Consider the following 14,569-nt stretch of genomic DNA (forward strand, 5'->3'; position numbering starts at 1 on the left):
GTCGGAGACAGTGGTGTCCGATCGGGGTTTCGGTACGACCAAGGGATGGACCGGGTGACTCAGAGGGGGACCGGGTGACGGACAGTGTGGGATCTGGGCGTGGGCTCCCAGATCGGGCGCAGCCGCCGGGGCGCCGGCTCGGGGACACCCGGGCGATGTCGTTCAACGGGCCGGCGCGGGCACAGGTCCAGCAGGGACCGACCCCCACCCGCCAGTTCCCCCAGGCCGGGCCGTGGATGCAGCCGCCGCCCGGCGCGCTCCCGCCGGGTCCGCCAGGGCCGCCGCCGCCCGGACCACCCGGGGGGCCGCCGCCCGGCGGCTACGGCAAGCCGCCGCGCAAGCGGCGCCGGGGGCCGATACTCGGGCTCGCGGCGGCCGTCCTGATCGCGCTGGTCGGCGGGTTCCTGGTCGCCACCCACGAGGGTGACGTCACCGGGCCGGCCAGCGGCACCGGCGGCACGGGCGGCCAGCCGGAGGCGCTGGCCAACTGCACCACCACCGCGACCGACGGCGCCGCCGCGCGCAGCGCGCTGGAGAGCGCGGGGCCCGGTGCCCGGATCTGCCTGTCCGGCGACCTCGGCAGCGAGGAGCTGGAGGTCCGCCGCTCGGGCTCGGCCAATGCGCCGATCATGATCATCGGCGGCGGCTCGGCCAGCACCGGGCGGATCACCGTGAAGGCCGACCACGTGGTCGTCGACGGGGTGCGCATGTCCAAGCCGCGCTCCCCCGGGTTCCTGCTGATGGGCAACGACATCACGGTGCGCAACAGCACGGTGGACAGCCCTCAGGTGCTCAAGAAGGGCGACGACGGCGACGGCATCCGGTTCTTCGGAAACGACATCAAGATCCTGAACAACGTGGTCAAGAACGCCAAGAACCTGAACGGGCAGAAGGGCAACCACGCCGACGCGGTCCAGACCTTCGCCACCTCCGACGAGTACAAGCCCAGCCAGCGGATCCTCATCGACGGCAACCGGTTCGAGAACATCGACAACATGTGCCTGATCGCCGAGGGCCCGAACAGCGAGGAGGGCGACGGCTCCGAGGAGGGCAAGTCCAGCGGGTTCACCGTCACCAACAACTACTGCGCGGCCGGGGCCGGCCAGGCGTTCTTCTTCGACGACGTGTCCAACGCCACGCTCACCGGCAACACCATCGCCGGCCACGTCAAGAAGGCGTTCTCGCTGCAGAACAAGTCGGTGAAGGCCACCATCAAGGACAACAAGGTCACCACCGAGGTCGACTACGAGGTCGGCATGGACGGCTCGTCCGAGAAGGGCTACAACGGCCCCGAGCCCGGCGGCGACCCGTGATCCTCACCCCCGTGAGTGGCTAGGGGTGCCATAGCGCCCCTGGCCACTCACGGCTTGTCAACCGTTCCAATCACCACGATGCATAACCTCGCTCCCCTCCCGGTGGGTGTCTAGCGTCCGACGGCGTTGGTCGACCCACCGGAAGAGGTGCTTGGCTTTTGTCTCGCCGTCGATGGCCCCTGCCGCTCGCGGTGGCGGTCACCGTCACCGTCGCTGTCACCGTCCTGGCCACCGCGTGTGGCTCCGGCCCCGGCGGGGCGGGGCCGATCGTGCTCAAGGTGACCGACCCCGGCAACGCAGGGCCGCTGGCGGTCGGCAAGCGCGACGGCACATTCGACAGGGCGCTCGCGCCGCTCGGCGCGAAGATCGAATGGGTCCGCACCAGCCCGGGCTTCAGCTCGATGCTCAAGCTGTTCAACACCAGCGAGCTGGACGTATCCCAGGCCGCGTTCAGCCCGGTGGTCGGCGCGCTGTCCAAGGACGTGCCGGTGCGCATCGTGGCCGTGCAGGATCCCGCCGACCAGGACCAGGCCGGCATCATCGCCACCCGCGAGTCGGGCATCCGCGCGGTCGGCGACCTGGTCGGCAGGCGGGTGGCCGTCAACCCGGCGGGCAAGGGCGAGTACATCGTGCTCAAGGCGCTGGCTCAGTCCGGGATACCGGCGGAGAAGGTGACCCGCGTCCCGCTGCAGCAGAAGGACGCCGCCCCGGCGTTCGCGTCCGGGAAGGTGGACGCCTGGGCGTCGTTCCTGGTGCCGTACCAGGAGGCCAAGGCCAACGGCGGCGTGGAGATCGCCACCGAGCGGAGCATCGGCTCTCGGGACAACTCCGTCGTGGTGTTCCGCACCGAGGTGCTGGAGCGGCACGCAGGCGTCGCCGCCGCGTTCCTCGGCGCGTTGCGGCAGCTCACCGTGCGCCAGCGCGCCATCCCCACGGAGTTCGAGAACGTGTTCGACAGGACCGGCCCGCAGGCGCTGTCCGGCCAGCGGCTGGCGGACGCGCTGCGGGTCGACGCACAGGCCACCGTGCCCCGGCTGCCGTCCGCCGAGGACGCCGAGGCGCTGGCCGACGTGGTGAACCTGTTCCACGCCAACGGCGTCGTCTCCCGCCCGATCACCGCCGCCGACATCTTCTACGACCTGGCCTCGAAGCTGCCGCCCGAGCAGGCCGCCGCGCTCGCCTCCGAGCAGGTGAAATGACCACGCTCACCGCGCCGCGCGCCCGGACCCGGGCCCGGCGCCCCGGTTGGCTGGCCTCGGCGCTGCGCTTCCTGCTGCCGCTGCTGCTGTTCGCCGGGTGGTGGTTGGCCTCGGCGGCCGGCGCGATCTCGCCCCGGGTGCTGGCCGGCCCGCCGAAGGTGTGGGAGGCGTTCACCGAGCTGGTGCGCGGCGGGCAGCTGGTGGAGTTCGCGGCGGCGTCGCTGGCGCGGGCCGCGCTCGGGCTCGCGCTGGGGGTGGGCACCGGACTGGTGCTCGGGCTGGTGTCCGGGCTCGCGGCGCTGGGTGAGGAGCTGGTGGACTCGACGATGCAGATCGTGCGCGCGGTGCCGTTCCTGGCGCTGGCGCCGCTGTTCATCGCCTGGTTCGGCATCGACGACCTGTACAAGGTGCTGCTCATCGCGGTGGCCACGGTGGCGCCGATGTACGCCTACACCTACCTCGGGGTGCGGGGCGTGGACCGCAAGATGGTCGAGGCCGCGCGGGGCTTCGGGCTGGCCGGGCCTCGGCTGGTGGCGGAGGTGATCCTGCCCTCGGCGATGCCGGGCGTGCTGATGGCGCTGCGGGTCTGCCTGGCGATCAGCATCACCGCGCTCATCGCCGCCGAGCAGGTCGGCACGACGGTCGGCATCGGGTACCTGGTGACCTTGGCGCAGGAGTACAACCGCACCGACTACATGGTGCTGTGCATCGTGCTGTACGCGCTGCTCGGGCTGGTGTTCGACGGCGTGGTGCGCATCCTGGAGCGGGTGGCGCTGCCGTGGCGGGCGCGGGTGGCGATCCGATGAGCCTGATATCGGAGTCGCTGGAGGCGCCGCCGGTCGCGGTGTCCATCACCGGGCTGCGCAAGTCGTTCGGCGAGAAGGTGGTGCTGGACGGGGTCGACCTGACCATCCGGCGCGGCGAGTTCGTGGTGCTGCTGGGCCGCAGCGGCACCGGCAAGACCACGCTGCTGCGGCTGCTGACCGGGCTGGAGGCGCCGGACGCCGGCGAGGTGCTGGTCCCCGGCCGGCGCACCACCGTCTACCAGGAGGCCCGGCTGGTCCCGTCCAAGCGCGTGCTGGGCAACGTCACGATCGGGCAGCGTCGCTCACGGAGCGCGCGGGAGGCGGGGTTGCGGGCGCTGGCCGAGGTGCACCTGGACGGCAAGGCCCGGCAGTGGCCGGCGACCCTGTCCGGCGGCGAGGCGCAGCGGGTGGCGCTGGCCAGGGCGCTGGTGCGCGAGCCCGAGCTGCTGCTGTTGGACGAGCCGTTCGCGGCGCTGGACGCGCTGACCCGGCTTCAGATGCAGGAGCTGGTGGGCGAGCTGGTCGCCCGGCACCGGCCCGCCGTGCTGATGGTCACCCACGACGTGGACGAGGCGGTGCGGTTGGCCGATCGGGTGCTCGTGCTCGACGCCGGCCGCTTCGCCGCCGACCGCGAGATCGACGTCCCCCGTCCCCGTCAGCGCACCGATCCGCGCGCGCTGCGCCACCAGGCCGAGCTGCTCGCCGCGCTCGGCGTCACCCCCGGGAGCGCCCCATGACCGACACCCTCTGGTACACCCGCTGCCCGGTCCCGACCGCCAGCGGGCTCGCGCACAGCCTGGGCTGGCTGGGCGAGACCGCGGCCGGGCACGGGCTGGGGTTCGGGGTCCTGCAGGACGCCGGGCCGGAGCTGGCGGTGCGGCACTTCGACCACACCCTGTCCGGGCTGGTCCGCGAGGGCGGCAACGTGCCCGCGCTGGCCGCCCGCGCCCAGGGCTCGCCGACCCGCCTGATCGGGCTGACCTGGATCGACGAGGCGCAGGCCATCCTGGTCGGCCCGGAGTCGTCTCTCGAACTGGCCGGGCGGCGCGTCGGTCTGCCGGCCTGGGCGCAGGACCGGGCGCGGAGTTTCCCGAGGGCGATGGCGCTGCACGGGTTCGCCAGCGCGCTGCGGCTTTCCGGGCTGGACCTCTCCGACGTGCGGGTCGTCGAGATCGGCGTGGAGCCCGAGCCGCGCGGGCGCGGGATCACCTGGGGCGTCGAGGCGCTGCTGCGCGGCGAGGTGGACGCGATCTACGTGAAGGGCGCTCGCGCCCAGGAGTTGGCCCGCGAGCACGGGCTGCGGGTCGCGGTGGACCTGGACGCGACCGAGCACAAGCGGCACCGGGTGAACAACGGCACGCCGAGGCCGATCACCGTGCACGCCGACCTCCTGGAGCGCCGGCCCGAGGTGGTCGTCGACTTCCTCGCGCAGAGCCTGCGCGCCGCCGACTGGGCCGCCGCGAACCTCGACGGCGTGCGCGAGGTGCTGCAACGGGAGACCCGGTCCGGGCCGGACGGCGTGGTCGCGGCCTACGGCGCCGAGTTCCACCGCGACCTGCACCCGTCGCTGTCGGACGAGCGGCTGGAGCTGCTCGACGTCCAGAAGCGGTTCCTCTACGTCCACGGCTTCCTCGCCGCCGACTTCGACCTGGACTCCTGGGTCGCCAGGGAGCCGCTGGAGCGGGCTCGGGACCAGGTGGCGGTCGCGGCGTGACCAAGTTCCTGTGGCGGCTGCCCAGCCGGGGCGACGGGCGGCGCGCGGATCCCGGGCTGCGCCATCGGGACGGGTTCGACGACATCGCACAGGTCGTCCGTGCGGCCGAGCTGTCCGGCCTGGACGGCCTGGTCGCGCCGTACGACCCGGACGGCGAGGAGTCCTGGATCGTCGCCGGCGGCGCACTGCGATCCACCCGCCACTCCCGGATCGTGGTGGAGTTCCCCGCCGACTTCGGCACCCCGGTGTACGCCGCAAAAATGTCGGCCACGCTCCAACGCCTCTCCGCCGGCCGCCTCTCCTGGTGGCTCGCGGTCGACCCCGCCGAGAGAACTCCCAGCTCAGAACCCGTGAGTGGTAAACGGTGCTATGACACCACTCTCCACTCACGGGTTGTGACCAGCGGTTATGCGCGGGCGGAGGAGTTCCTCACGGTGGCCCGGGGGGTATGGAACGAGCGGTCGGTGCCCGCCGCCGGGTTTCGGGGTACGGGGTTCGACTTCGACGGGGAGTACTACGACGTCGTCGACGGCGGCTTTCGGGGGATTCTGTCCGGGCTGCCGTTCCCGACCGTGTACCTGTCCGGCGGCTCGCTGGAGCTGTCCGCGCGGCACGCCGACGTGCACGTCTTCGCCGAGACGGCCGACGACGGCGCCTTGGAACGGTCGGTGGCGGCGCTGGGCGAGCACGCGGCGCGGGCTGGGCGGACCGTACGCGCCGGGCTGGACGTGCCGGTCGTCGCCAGGCAGACCGACGCGGAGGCGTGGGCGCGGGTGCACCGGCAGTGGCGCGAGCTGAACAGACCCGGCCAGGACGGCGAGCGGCTGCGACTGGACGAGGACCGCTGGGCCGGCTTCACCGAGCTGGGCCACCGCCACCCGATCGGCCTGGTCGGCAGCTACGAGCGGGTGGCGGCACGGCTGCGCGCCTACCAGGACGCCGGGTTCGACACGTTCGTGCTGTCCGGGCACCCGCACATCGAGGAGGTGCACCGCGCCGGCGAGCACCTGCTGTTCCTCGCCGACCCGGCCGGGCGCACCCTGGAGGTCTCCACAACGTGAGCATCGACGTCTACTGGCGCATCGGCATGGAGGGCGACCACGCGTCGCTGCGCACCCCCCGCCGCTACAACCGGGGCCACGCCGGCGGCTACCGGCCGGGCAACATCGCGCCCGCCATCCGCCACGGCGCCCTCGACGACTACCGCTACATCGACCACATGGCGGCGGTGGCCAGGGCGTCGGAGTCGGCCGGGTTCGTCGGCGGGCTGCTGCCGTCCTTCCCGATCACCGACGACCCGTGGGCGGTGGCCTCGGCGCTGGCCGCGGAGACGTCGACGTACCGGTTCATGGTCGCCTTCCAGCCCGGTTTCCTGCACCCGGTGCAGGCCGCGCGGATGTCCGCGAGCCTGCAGCGGGCCACCGGCGGGCGGCTGGTCTACAACGTGATCACCGGTGGCGGCGGCCCGGCCCAGCTGTGGTGGGGCGACAAGGTGGCGCACGACGACCGCTACGCGCGGACCAGCGAGTTCCTCGACGTGCTGCGCGGGGTGTGGGACGGCAAGCCGTTCGACCACGACGGGCGGTTCTTCCGCACCGAGGCCGCCGCGCTGCCGCCCCTGCTGGCCGGCCAGCCGTTCCCGGAGGTCTACTTCTCCGGCTCCTCCTCGGCCGCCGTGAAAGCGGCCGGTCGGCACGCCGACTACTACCTGTCCTGGCTGGAGCCGTTCGCCGACCTGCGCGCCAAGTTCGACCGGGTACGGGAACACGCCGACCGCGCGCCGAAGTTCGCGGTGCGCATCGACGTCCTGGCCCGGCACACCGAGGAGGCCGCCTGGGCAGAGATCGAGCAGGGCTGGGCGTTCGTCGACAGGGACGCGGCCAACCGCGCCGCCCAGGGCGACTCGGTGGGCGCCGCCCGCATCCAGGGCTGGGTGCCCGAGACCATCACCGGCTACCGCGACCTGGAGGTCCAACCGAACGTCTGGTGCGGGTTCAGCCTGATCCGGGGCGGCCCCGCGTTCGGCCTGGTCGGCAGCTACGAGCAGGTCGCCGAACGGCTCGACCAGCTGCTCGACCTCGGCGTGGACGCGTTCATCCTCGCCGGCAACCCCCACCTCGAAGAGGCCTACCGCGTCGGCGAAGAGGTCCTGCCGCTGCTGCGTTCGACCACACACCAAGGAGTCCGTACGTGACCGTCAGAGTCGGGTTCTTCCCGCACAACAACTCGCTGTTCGTGCTCCGCCACCTGGGCATCCTGGAGCGCCGGCTGCCCGGCGTGGAATGGGTCGACCTGCGCGCGCTCCCCCGCCCCGAACCGGTGGACCCGCGCTCCGGCCTGCCGTCGCTGCACTCCGACTGGCTGTTCACCGACGGCGGCTACGACTTCATCGGCACCGGCTTCACCCCGCCGGTGACCGCCCTGGGCAACGGCAGGGACATCGTCTACGCCGGCATCTCCGGCCCCAGGGTGGCCAACGGCCGGCTGGTCACCACCGAGGGCTCCGGCGTCACGTCGGTGTCCGGGCTCAAAGGCAGGCGGGTCGGCATCGCGCACGGCTCCTGGCAGACCACCCTGGTGCTGTTCGCCCTGGACAACGCCGGCCTGGGCTGGGCGGACATCGAGCCGGTGGACACCGACGTGCACGACGGCGGGCAGGCGCTGCTGCGCGGCGAGCTGGACGCCTGGGTGGGCGCCTACCCCGGCCTGTCCGCGATCGAGTCCACCACACCACTGCACACCCTGGTCGAGACCGACGGCCTGTTCAGCCACCCGTCGCTGTGGTTCACCCGCCGCGAGTTCGCCGAGCACCACCGAGGCGCGCTGGAGGCGATCCTCGGCGCGCTGCAGGAGTCCGACGCCTGGATCACCGCCAACCCGCGCGCGGCGGCCGGGTTCTTCGTCGACGACGTCACCGCCCGGGGCGGGACCGCCGACCTCGACGCCTGGGAGGCCGCGCTGCGCGGGCGCCCGTTCGGCGTCGGCCCGGTCACCGAGGAGTTCCTGGACGAACAGCAACGCGCCGCCGACCTGCTCGCCACCCACGGCCTGCTGCCGCGCCGGGTACGGGTGCGCGACGCCGTGCTGCCCTGGATCGCCGACGCGATCGAGACCACGCGAGCCGCCGCCTGACGGTGCCACCCGACGAGGCGCCGCGCGCCTACGTGTCGAGCAGCTCCTCGGCGAAGATGTCGTCGCTGGTCAGCAGGCGCTTCGACAGCCCCTGCCGAAAGTGGTACCGCAGGAAGGTGTCGATCGTCGCGCGGTTGGCCTCGACCCCGTAGGGGAACCAGTCGTCTCCGAGCAGCGGGCGGTTCTCCTCGAAGAGCGCGTTCATCCACGGGATCATGCTGCTGGCCTGGTAGATCCGCCGATCCGTCAGGTACTTCTCGGTGGCGGCGTTCTTGGCCGCGAGGAAGCCGTCGTAGAGCGTCCTGGCCAGGCCGGGGCGCTCGCCGAGCAGGTCCCTGCGCAGCACGATCGCGTGCATGGCCGGGAAGATCCCGGTCCGCCGGTAGTAGTCACGCTCGACCGGCTCGTAGTCCGGGAACAGCCGCACCACCTCCGGCGAGCCGTCCAGCACGCACCTCGGCACGTTCGCGGAGAACAGCGCGTCGATCTCGCCGCTCTCCAGCATCGGCCCCAGTGCCCTGTCGTCCGGCAGGTACCGCACGTCGAGGCCGTCCGGTGCCGGCCGGGGAACGAAGTCGAAGGGCGTGATGGGCCGGTCCAGGCCGCCGATCAGCCAACGGCACCGCGCCGGGTCGAAGCCGTACTCGTCCGCGAGGATCCCCTTGGCCCAGACGCCGGAGTCCTGCCCGTAGATCCCGAACTCGCCGACCGTCCGCCCCTCCAGGTCCTTCGGCTCCGTGATGCCGCTGGACCTGTTGACGTAGATGCACGAGTGCCGGAACACCCGGTTCGGGAACACCGGTATCGCGACGAACGGCGGGTCCTCCAGGTCGAGCGTCCGGGTGTAGAAGGTCAGGCCGAGCTCGGACACGTCGAACTCACGCCCCCGCACCATGCGTTCGAAGATGTCCGAGATCACCGGCGCGGTGTGGAAGCTCGCGTCGATCCCCTCGAACGTCACGCTCCGGTCGAAGAGCGCCCGCGTGCTGTCGTAGCGGTAACTGGCCACGGTCAGTGCAAGATCGCCCATCGCTACCACCCCTCGTCGCCGAATGTCCAGCTCAAGACCGATCATAAATCCATTTACGAAATGGTGTCAACCGTCGCATCGGCGACGCGGTGTCCTACACTCCGGCCCCATGCGCGCCGATGCCTCCGACCTGAGAGACCTGTTCGAGACGGCTTCCCTCGGCGCGCCGGAGAGGGCCGTCGGGTTCGTGATGTGGCGGGTGCTCCACCACTACGTCCGGGAGGTCGACCGGGCGCTCGGCGCGCTCGACCTGACGCACCTGCAGTTCACCACGCTCGCCATGGCCGCCTGGCTGGGCCGGCGGGACGAACCCACGACACAGGCGCGACTCGCGCGCTCCGCCGACATTCATCCGATGCAGGTCTCGCACATGCTCAAGGCGCTGGAGGGCAAGGGCATGGTCGCCCGCCCCCGAGGCACGTCGGACGTGCGCACCAAGCACATCGAGCTGACCCGGGCCGGCGTGGCCGCCCTGCGCCGCGCGATGCCGGTCGTCATCGACGTCCAGCGGCGGGTGTTCGGCGAGGCCGGACGGCCGGGTGGTGACCTGCTGAGCACGCTGGTACGCGTCGACGAGGCACTCCGCTCGGGCCAGGAACGCGCCGAGATACCGAGTCAATAACAACTTTGAGGATGGCTCTGAGCAAAGCGCTCCGTAAGCTGGGTCTCGCCGGGCTCGTCACGACGAGCGAGGGGGATTGAGTATGACATCCCTAAGGTGGGATGCCATGCGCGGATAATACTCAAATGGCGGGGAGACGAAGAGTGTGACGACTTTCCGAGTGCTCTGTCGACGGTGGCCCATCACAGCCGCGGGAATTCTTCTCTCGCTCGCTGCCGCCGGTACCGCGGCGACGTTGTTGCCGATGCAGTACAGCTCGAGTGGCACCGTCGTGCTGGTTCAGCCCAAGCGGCCGGTGGCCAATGACATGAACCCATCACTACTACCGAGCCAGGGCCTGAACACCACCGCGTACGTCCTGGTTCAGTCGTTGTCCGCACCGACGATGCCCGCGCAGCTCGGGCTGACGCCGTTCCAGGAGTCGTTCACCGTCAAGGGAACCGGCACCGAGGTCAGCATGATCGGGCAACCGTTCGTGTTCGTGACCGCCAGGAGCCCTGACCCGCAGCGGTGCATACAAATCGTCTCCCAGATCCTGACCCGGGCGGAGAAGGAGCTGGCCGAACGGCAGAAAGACCTGCGCGTGACGAACCGCGAGGCCGTCCGGCTGTCGAACGTCGTCACGGCCACGCCTCCCAAGTTCGCGCCCGGAATACGCGAGGCGGCGGCCGCCGTCGCCCTCGTACTCGGGATCATTCTCACGATCAGCGTCGCCTGCATCTGGGATCGAGCGGCGCGGCGACGCCTGGCCATCGCCGAGGAGAATGAGAAGGAAACCACGCGCAACGGCACGCCGAGCGAAACCGTCTCGCTCACCATGAAGGCGCCACCACAGTTGAGCGCGCCGGCGCCGGCGGAAGAAAACCATTCCACTCCGGCACAGCTTCCCTAACTCCCGAAGTTCCACCGCTCCACGCTGCTTACGGTGATGGAGTCGGTCGCTGACGCCCGCCGCACGGCCCGAAGCACCGGGCTGAGCTGGCACAACACCACTAACTACAGGACGGACAGGGCGGGGTTGGTTCTCGATGGGAATGAATGCTCGTGTTCCGAGCACCGATGACTCGGACTTAGCCGGATCGCTTCGTTTTCGCCTCGCGGTCAAGCGCGGCATCGACGTGGTCGCCGCATCGGTCGCGCTCGTGGTGTTCGCGCCGGTGTTTCTGGTTGTCGCCGTTGTCGTGCTGTGCACCATGGGCCGGCCGGTGTGGTTTCGCCAACTGCGCCCGGGCCTGCACGAGCGGCCTTTCGTACTGTTGAAGTTCCGCACGATGCGCCCGGCCGAGCGCCCGGAGGACGAGGACGACTTCGACGCGCGCATCACCAGGGTCGGCCGGTGGCTGCGCAAGTCCAGCCTCGACGAGCTCCCCCAGCTGCTCAACGTCATCAAAGGGGACGTGAGCCTGGTCGGGCCCCGGCCGCTGCTGCTCGAATACCTCGACCTCTACACCGCGGAACAGGCCCGGCGCCACGATGTCCGGCCGGGCATCACCGGCCTCGCCCAGATCAACGGCCGCAGCCGGATGAAGATGGAACGGCGGTTCGAGTACGACGTGTGGTACGTCGACAACTGGTCGCTGCGGCTGGACGCGCGGATTCTCGTCAAGACGATCCTGTACGTCCTCAACCGGCGGGCCACCGGGCGCGATGACGCACCCGAAACCGTCTGGAACGGCAACGCCGAGTCCGCGACGCCGACGCCGGTGTTCTCCGGGTTCCGGCCGTCCACCGGGTCAACCCGGCGCCCGCTCAGAATGGCTCGGGGGCTTATCGGCCCGGTGGTGGACGGGCTGGCCTGGGCGGTCGCCCTCGCCGGGGCCACCTGGTGCCGGTACGACTGGAACATCGGCCCCATCGACGGCTCGGGACTGCTCGAGATAATTGTCGTCGCGGTGCTCGCGCAATGGGTTCTGGGCGCGTTGTTGCGGACCTATTGGGGCAGATACTTCGTGGGCAGCGTGGACCAGGCCTGGAACCTGGCGGTGGTGGCGCTCGCGGTCGCGGCGGTCACCTTCGTCTACCAGGCGCTCGCCGCCACCTGGCTGGTGCCGCGCTCGGTGCCGCTGATGGCGCCGTTCCTGATGTTCGTCTTCGCCGCGGGCGCGCGGCTGGTGATGCGCGCGGTGGTCGAGCACCGAGGCACCCGGGCGGCCCCGCAGGCGCCCCGGGTGATCGTCTTCGGCGCGGGGTCGGCCGGCCGGGAGCTGGTGCGGGCGATGCTCGCCGACCCGGCCGGCGGGTACCGGCCGATCGCGTTCCTGGACGACGACCCGGAGCTGCGGCGCCGCTGCATCGCCGGCATCAAGGTGCGCGGCAACCGCACCGACCTGCCGGCGGTCGCCGCCGAGACCGACGCGGAGCTGCTGGTCATCGCGCTGCCCAGCGCGGACCCCTCGGACGTCAGGGCGGTGACCCGGATCGCGCTGGCGTCCGGGCTGCGGGTCAAGCAGCTGCCGTCGCTGGCCGAGCTGCTCGGCCCGGGGGTCGGGCTGTCCGACCTGCGCGAGGTCAACGTCGGCAGCCTGCTGGGCCGCCAGCCGGTGCGGACCGACGTGGAGTCCATCGCCGGGTACCTGCGCGGCAGGCGGGTGCTGGTCACCGGCGCCGGCGGGTCGATCGGGTCGGAGCTGTGCCGGCAGATCGAGCGGTTCGAGCCGGCCGAGCTGATGATGCTCGACCGCGACGAGTCCGCGCTGCACGCCGTCCAGCTGTCCATGGTGGGCACCGCGCTGCTCGACTCCCCCGGCACGATCCTGGCCGACATCCGCGACCGGCACACGATGTTCGAGCTGTTCACCCAGCGCCGCCCGCAGGTCGTGTTCCACGCCGCCGCGCTCAAGCACCTGCCGGTGCTGGAGCTCTACCCGGCGGAGGCCTGGAAGACCAACGTGCTGGGCACCGCGAACGTGCTCGACGCGGCGGCCGCGGCGGGCGTGGAGCGGTTCGTCAACATCTCCACGGACAAGGCGGCCAACCCGATCAGCGTGCTCGGGCTGTCCAAGCGGGTCGGCGAGCGGCTGGTCGCGGCCAAGCCGGGCGGGCGCTACCTGTCGGTGCGCTTCGGCAACGTGCTGGGCAGCAGGGGCAGCGCGCTGACCACGTTCACCGACCAGATCGCCTCCGGCCGCCCGGTGACGGTGACCCACCCCGAGGTCACCCGGTTCCTGATGATGATCCCCGAGGCGGTCGAGCTGGTCATCCAGGCGGCGGCGATCGGCAACGCCGGCGAGGTGCTGGTGCTGGACATGGGCGAGCCGGTCCGGATCGTGGACATCGTCGAGCAGCTCATGGAGATCGCCGGGCGGCCCACCTCGATCGTCTACACCGGGCTGCGCGAGGGCGAGAAGCTGCACGAGGAGCTCTTCGGCGACGGGGAGAGCGACGTGCGCCCGATCCACCCGGCCATCGCGCACGTCCCGGTGCCGCCGCTGGCGCCCGAGCAGCTCGCCGAGCTGTTCGACGTGACGGACCCGGCGCTGGAGCTCAACCGGCTGGGCGGTGCCGGGCGCGCGGTGGGGCTGCGATGACGGCGGTCAGCCCGTCGCGGGTGCTGGCGGTCGACGGCGGGATGCCGGTGCGGGCCCGGCCGGTGTCGGGGTGGCCCCGGTTCGACGGCGACGACCTGGCCTCGGTGCGCGAGGTGCTGCTCTCCGGCCGGGTGAACTACTGGACCGGGGAGCACGGGCGGCTGTTCGAGGCGGAGTTCGCGCGCTGGGCCGGCGCGCGCCACGGGGTCGCGGTGGGGAACGGCACGCTCGCGCTCGAACTGGCGCTGGCCGCGCTCGGGATCGGGCCGGGCGACGACGTGGTGGTGCCGGCCGCCACGTTCATCGCGACGGCCAGCGCGGTGGCGGCGCGGGGCGCGACGCCCGTGGTGGCCGACGTCTCGCTCGGGCACCGGTGCCTGACGCCGGCGAGCATCGAGGCCGCGCTCACCCCGCGCACCCGCGCGGTCGTCGTGGTGCACCTGGCCGGGTACCCGGTGGACATGCCGCCGATCGTGCGGCTGGCGCGGGCGCACGGGCTGCGCGTGGTGGAGGACTGCGCGCAGGCGCACGGGGCGCGCCGGCACGGGCGGATGGTGGGGACGGACGGCGACATCGCCGCGTGGTCGTTCTGCCAGGACAAGATCATCACAACCGCCGGCGAGGGCGGCGCGGTCACCACCGACGACGAGGACCTGTGGCGGCGGGTGTGGGAGGCCAAGGACCACGGCAAGAGCCATGCCGAGGTGTTCGCCGGCACGCGCTCCCCCGGGTTCCGGTGGGTGCACGACTCCTTCGGGACGAACGCCCGGATGACCGAGATACAAGCGGTGGTCGGACGCAACCAGTTGCGCAAAGTAGACGGTTGGTTAGCCGCGCGCCGGGCGCACGCCGACGCGCTGCGGGAGGCGCTGGCCGACCTCCCGGCGCTGGCCCTGCCCGACGAACCTCCGGGCGCGCGGCACGCCTGGTACCGGTTCACCCCCCGGGTACGCCCCGCCGAGCTGGCCCCCGGCTGGGACCGGGACCGGTTCGTGGCCGCGGTGGCCGCCGAGGGCGTGCCCTGCCAGCAGGGCGGCTGCACCGAGATCCACCGCGAGCGCGCCTTCGATCGGATCCGGCCGCGCCACCCCCTGCCGGCGGCGGCCGAGCTGGGCCGGACCGCGTTCGCGCTGCTCACCCACCCGACCCTGACCGACGAGGAGATCCGGGACACCGCCGAGGCGGTCCGCAAGGTCGCCTCGGCGGCCACCCGAGACGAGAGGTGA

The 14,569-nt window shown here is 71.9% G+C and carries 13 protein-coding genes; 12 read left to right on the forward strand and 1 reads right to left on the reverse strand.

The window, feature by feature from the left end:
* Positions 1 to 155: 155 nt before the first annotated feature.
* The 8 genes from N912_RS0128150 (at position 156) to N912_RS0128185 (ending at position 8,164) form a co-directional block, all read left to right on the forward strand.
* The gene (locus tag N912_RS0128150) at positions 156 to 1,313 is read left to right on the forward strand and encodes a right-handed parallel beta-helix repeat-containing protein (protein ID WP_051580907.1); all 1,158 of its coding nucleotides are present in this window, start codon (positions 156 to 158) and stop codon (positions 1,311 to 1,313) included.
* 158 nt (positions 1,314 to 1,471) lie between these two features.
* Positions 1,472 to 2,512 carry an NrtA/SsuA/CpmA family ABC transporter substrate-binding protein gene (locus N912_RS0128155; protein ID WP_028925021.1) on the forward strand — a complete coding sequence of 347 codons (1,041 nt, stop codon included), beginning with the start codon at positions 1,472 to 1,474 and terminating at the stop codon, positions 2,510 to 2,512.
* Positions 2,509 to 3,318: an ABC transporter permease subunit gene (locus N912_RS0128160; RefSeq protein ID WP_028925022.1), complete on the forward strand. Its 810-nt coding sequence runs from the start codon at positions 2,509 to 2,511 to the stop codon at positions 3,316 to 3,318. The genes N912_RS0128155 and N912_RS0128160 overlap by 4 nt, the downstream gene beginning before the upstream one ends.
* The gene (locus N912_RS0128165; RefSeq protein WP_037067220.1) at positions 3,315 to 4,055 is read left to right on the forward strand and encodes an ABC transporter ATP-binding protein; all 741 of its coding nucleotides are present in this window, start codon (positions 3,315 to 3,317) and stop codon (positions 4,053 to 4,055) included. Before N912_RS0128160 ends, N912_RS0128165 begins: the two co-directional genes overlap by 4 nt.
* Positions 4,052 to 5,032 carry an ABC transporter substrate-binding protein gene (locus N912_RS0128170; RefSeq protein ID WP_028925024.1) on the forward strand — a complete coding sequence of 327 codons (981 nt, stop codon included), beginning with the start codon at positions 4,052 to 4,054 and terminating at the stop codon, positions 5,030 to 5,032. The genes N912_RS0128165 and N912_RS0128170 overlap by 4 nt, the downstream gene beginning before the upstream one ends.
* Positions 5,029 to 6,093, forward strand: a complete 1,065-nt coding sequence (locus N912_RS0128175; RefSeq protein ID WP_028925025.1) for an LLM class flavin-dependent oxidoreductase — start codon at positions 5,029 to 5,031, stop codon at positions 6,091 to 6,093. The genes N912_RS0128170 and N912_RS0128175 overlap by 4 nt, the downstream gene beginning before the upstream one ends.
* Positions 6,090 to 7,226, forward strand: a complete 1,137-nt coding sequence (locus N912_RS0128180; protein ID WP_028925026.1) for an LLM class flavin-dependent oxidoreductase — start codon at positions 6,090 to 6,092, stop codon at positions 7,224 to 7,226. Before N912_RS0128175 ends, N912_RS0128180 begins: the two co-directional genes overlap by 4 nt.
* Positions 7,223 to 8,164, forward strand: a complete 942-nt coding sequence (locus tag N912_RS0128185; RefSeq protein ID WP_028925027.1) for an ABC transporter substrate-binding protein — start codon at positions 7,223 to 7,225, stop codon at positions 8,162 to 8,164. The genes N912_RS0128180 and N912_RS0128185 overlap by 4 nt, the downstream gene beginning before the upstream one ends.
* 28 nt (positions 8,165 to 8,192) lie before the next feature.
* Here the strand turns inward: N912_RS0128185 and N912_RS0128190 are convergent, their stop codons facing one another.
* Complete coding sequence (locus N912_RS0128190) at positions 8,193 to 9,194, reverse strand: substrate-binding domain-containing protein (protein WP_028925028.1); 1,002 nt, start codon at positions 9,192 to 9,194, stop codon at positions 8,193 to 8,195.
* A gap of 109 nt (positions 9,195 to 9,303) precedes the next feature.
* Between N912_RS0128190 and N912_RS55160 the strand changes: the two genes are divergently transcribed.
* The 4 genes from N912_RS55160 to N912_RS0128210 all read left to right on the forward strand — a co-directional run bounded on the left by N912_RS55160 (position 9,304) and on the right by N912_RS0128210 (position 14,569).
* Positions 9,304 to 9,816, forward strand: a complete 513-nt coding sequence (locus tag N912_RS55160; RefSeq protein WP_051580908.1) for a MarR family winged helix-turn-helix transcriptional regulator — start codon at positions 9,304 to 9,306, stop codon at positions 9,814 to 9,816.
* Positions 9,817 to 10,060: 244 nt separating this feature from the next.
* Complete coding sequence (locus N912_RS0128200; RefSeq protein WP_028925029.1) at positions 10,061 to 10,708, forward strand: hypothetical protein; 648 nt, start codon at positions 10,061 to 10,063, stop codon at positions 10,706 to 10,708.
* A 142-nt stretch (positions 10,709 to 10,850) separates the two neighbouring features.
* Positions 10,851 to 13,343 (forward strand): polysaccharide biosynthesis protein, encoded by a 2,493-nt coding sequence (locus N912_RS55165; RefSeq protein ID WP_211261424.1) that lies wholly within the window; start codon positions 10,851 to 10,853, stop codon positions 13,341 to 13,343.
* Positions 13,340 to 14,569, forward strand: a complete 1,230-nt coding sequence (locus tag N912_RS0128210; RefSeq protein ID WP_028925030.1) for a DegT/DnrJ/EryC1/StrS family aminotransferase — start codon at positions 13,340 to 13,342, stop codon at positions 14,567 to 14,569. The genes N912_RS55165 and N912_RS0128210 overlap by 4 nt, the downstream gene beginning before the upstream one ends.

Source organism: Actinospineispora acaciae DSM 45401, assembly GCF_000620785.1.
In the GTDB taxonomy this organism is placed as follows: domain Bacteria; phylum Actinomycetota; class Actinomycetes; order Mycobacteriales; family Pseudonocardiaceae; genus Pseudonocardia; species Pseudonocardia acaciae.

Coding starts and splice junctions, on each gene's coding strand:
- N912_RS0128150 (WP_051580907.1), top strand. CDS start 156: ATGTCGTTCAACGGGCCGGCGCGGGCACAGGTCCAGCAGGGACCGACC.
- N912_RS0128160 (WP_028925022.1), top strand. CDS start 2,509: ATGACCACGCTCACCGCGCCGCGCGCCCGGACCCGGGCCCGGCGCCCC.
- N912_RS0128165 (WP_037067220.1), top strand. CDS start 3,315: ATGAGCCTGATATCGGAGTCGCTGGAGGCGCCGCCGGTCGCGGTGTCC.
- N912_RS0128170 (WP_028925024.1), top strand. CDS start 4,052: ATGACCGACACCCTCTGGTACACCCGCTGCCCGGTCCCGACCGCCAGC.
- N912_RS0128190 (WP_028925028.1), bottom strand. CDS start 9,194: ATGGGCGATCTTGCACTGACCGTGGCCAGTTACCGCTACGACAGCACG.
- N912_RS55160 (WP_051580908.1), top strand. CDS start 9,304: ATGCGCGCCGATGCCTCCGACCTGAGAGACCTGTTCGAGACGGCTTCC.
- N912_RS0128200 (WP_028925029.1), top strand. CDS start 10,061: ATGCAGTACAGCTCGAGTGGCACCGTCGTGCTGGTTCAGCCCAAGCGG.
- N912_RS55165 (WP_211261424.1), top strand. CDS start 10,851: ATGAATGCTCGTGTTCCGAGCACCGATGACTCGGACTTAGCCGGATCG.
- N912_RS0128210 (WP_028925030.1), top strand. CDS start 13,340: ATGACGGCGGTCAGCCCGTCGCGGGTGCTGGCGGTCGACGGCGGGATG.